The following is a 1,716-nucleotide window of genomic DNA, read 5'->3' on the forward strand; positions in this document are numbered from 1 at the left end:
CTCCACGCTTCCTCCCCACGGTCGGTCGCCCTTCCGCAGTTGCGCTTCACTTCGCTCGCTGTGGTCAACTTGCCGCGCGACTTGCACCCGCAAGAGTGCGCCCATGCTGGGCGCACAAAAAGGGCCATCGTGAAACGATAGCCAAACGGCTACATCCGGTCGGATTTATGCGTCTTTACCGTCGCTCGGCTTAATAACGATTGACACACTTTGCGACGTCGACGCATAGGCCGATGTGCTTGACTTCCCGCTGCCGCCTGACACAACCGATTCAGCCAACATGCTTCGTTCAATTTTTTGTATTTTATGCATTCCTCATTTCTTTAGTTAATAAAGGTGACCGCTGCACTCTTCGATACGCACATTTTTTCCGTATGAGAACGTGCGCTTTTTAGTTATACGTGAAATCCACGGTCGCCGTCGAACTCACGGTACCACCACTTGTCATTGCCCCGAGCCGATAGAACTGCGTCACCATCGGAATGGTCATCGAGCCCGATGCATCAACGGCGCCTAGAGATGAAGCCGTATTGAGCGCCAGAGGCGTGCCAGTCGAGGCACCGGAAGAGGCGGCCTTAAGCAGTTGTATACCCACTTGCACAGCCGCGCCGGTATTTTTCAGTACGCTGCTTACTGTACCGCAAATTGCGGTACGCGCTTTCATCACTTCTCGACGCTAGTAACGTCAGCTAGTACTTAAGCACTAGCCGATGCAGTTGCGCCATTGGTGATCTTGATGCTGATACTGGAGCCCTGTCCTGCGCCAAGCGTTGCACCAGAAAGATCGATCGTCATCGGGCTGCTGGCACTGGAGCTTGCGCCCGTACCGCCTGCGACCAGCGCGTCCGACAAAGCACTGCGTTCAACCATCTGCATAATTGTCCCCTGCCTCGTTACGCCTTGGCCGATGCCGTGGCGCTGTTGTTGATCTCGAGTTGGACGGTGGAACCCGTACCGCCGATCGTCGCGCCCGAAAGGTCGATGTTCATGGGGCTGTTTGCCGTGGCGCTCGAGGTGCCCTTGCCGTCGCCGCCAGAGATCTGGGCTTGTGCCAGCATGTTGCGTTCGATCTTTTGCATTTTCGTATCCTTTGAGTGTTAGGCGGTGGCCGTTGCCGTTGCGCCGTTATTGAGCTCGAGCTCGACACTACCGTTGATCGTTGCACCGGAGAGATTCAGGTCCATCGGGCTGGTCGCCGTTGCGTCTGCGGTACCCCTGCCCGTGCTGCCTGCGATTCGAGCTTGTACCAGTTCGTTGCGTTCGATTTGTTGCATTTTTGATCCTCCTGTAGAGTCGTTAAGTAAAAAGATTCAGTCGTCTTGGCCAATCAAGCTATGGCAAGACTGAACGGTCAGGCCGAGGCCGTCGCCGTTGCACCGTTGTTGAGCGTGAGCGAGACATCAGTGATCGTCGCGTTCGACAGATCCAGCTTCATCGGGCTGTCCGCCGTTGCGGTAGCCGAGCCCTTGCCTTCACCACCCGAAATTTGAGCGTGTGCGAGCACTTCGCGGTCGATTTTTTGCATGATGCTTCCTTCGTTAAAAAGACTTTCTTTCAGCGTTCGGCACGGTAAGGCCCCGAACTTTCCTACTAGGCTCTGTTCACATTTGAAGAAATGTGTTTACATCTCATCTTTTGCGTAAGCGATCAAGATGAGTCGAATGTTGCTGACCGATGAGATATGGGGACGACTGGAGTCCATTGTTCCGGGTAAGC

Annotated in this window: 5 protein-coding genes; all 5 read right to left on the reverse strand. The window is 54.8% G+C overall.

Going from position 1 to position 1,716, the window contains the following annotated elements; translation table 11 throughout:
• Window positions 1-391 precede the first annotated feature (391 nt).
• The 5 genes from BVER_RS32070 to BVER_RS32085 all read right to left on the reverse strand — a co-directional run bounded on the left by BVER_RS32070 (window position 392) and on the right by BVER_RS32085 (window position 1,525).
• Complete coding sequence (locus tag BVER_RS32070; RefSeq protein ID WP_157056296.1) at window positions 392-664, reverse strand: fimbrial protein; 273 nt, start codon at window positions 662-664, stop codon at window positions 392-394.
• Window positions 665-696: 32 nt separating this feature from the next.
• Window positions 697-876 (reverse strand): hypothetical protein, encoded by a 180-nt coding sequence (locus BVER_RS32075; RefSeq protein ID WP_157056297.1) that lies wholly within the window; start codon window positions 874-876, stop codon window positions 697-699.
• 17 nt (window positions 877-893) lie between these two features.
• Window positions 894-1,079, reverse strand: coding sequence for a hypothetical protein (locus BVER_RS28780; RefSeq protein ID WP_050456130.1), 186 nt, complete (start codon window positions 1,077-1,079; stop codon window positions 894-896).
• Between the two features lie 18 nt (window positions 1,080-1,097).
• Window positions 1,098-1,274: a hypothetical protein gene (locus BVER_RS32080; RefSeq protein ID WP_157056298.1), complete on the reverse strand. Its 177-nt coding sequence runs from the start codon at window positions 1,272-1,274 to the stop codon at window positions 1,098-1,100.
• A gap of 77 nt (window positions 1,275-1,351) precedes the next feature.
• The gene (locus BVER_RS32085; RefSeq protein WP_157056299.1) at window positions 1,352-1,525 is read right to left on the reverse strand and encodes a hypothetical protein; all 174 of its coding nucleotides are present in this window, start codon (window positions 1,523-1,525) and stop codon (window positions 1,352-1,354) included.
• Between the last annotated feature and the right edge of the window lie 191 nt (window positions 1,526-1,716).

Source organism: Candidatus Burkholderia verschuerenii (assembly GCF_001189365.1).
Lineage (GTDB): Bacteria > Pseudomonadota > Gammaproteobacteria > Burkholderiales > Burkholderiaceae > Caballeronia > Caballeronia verschuerenii.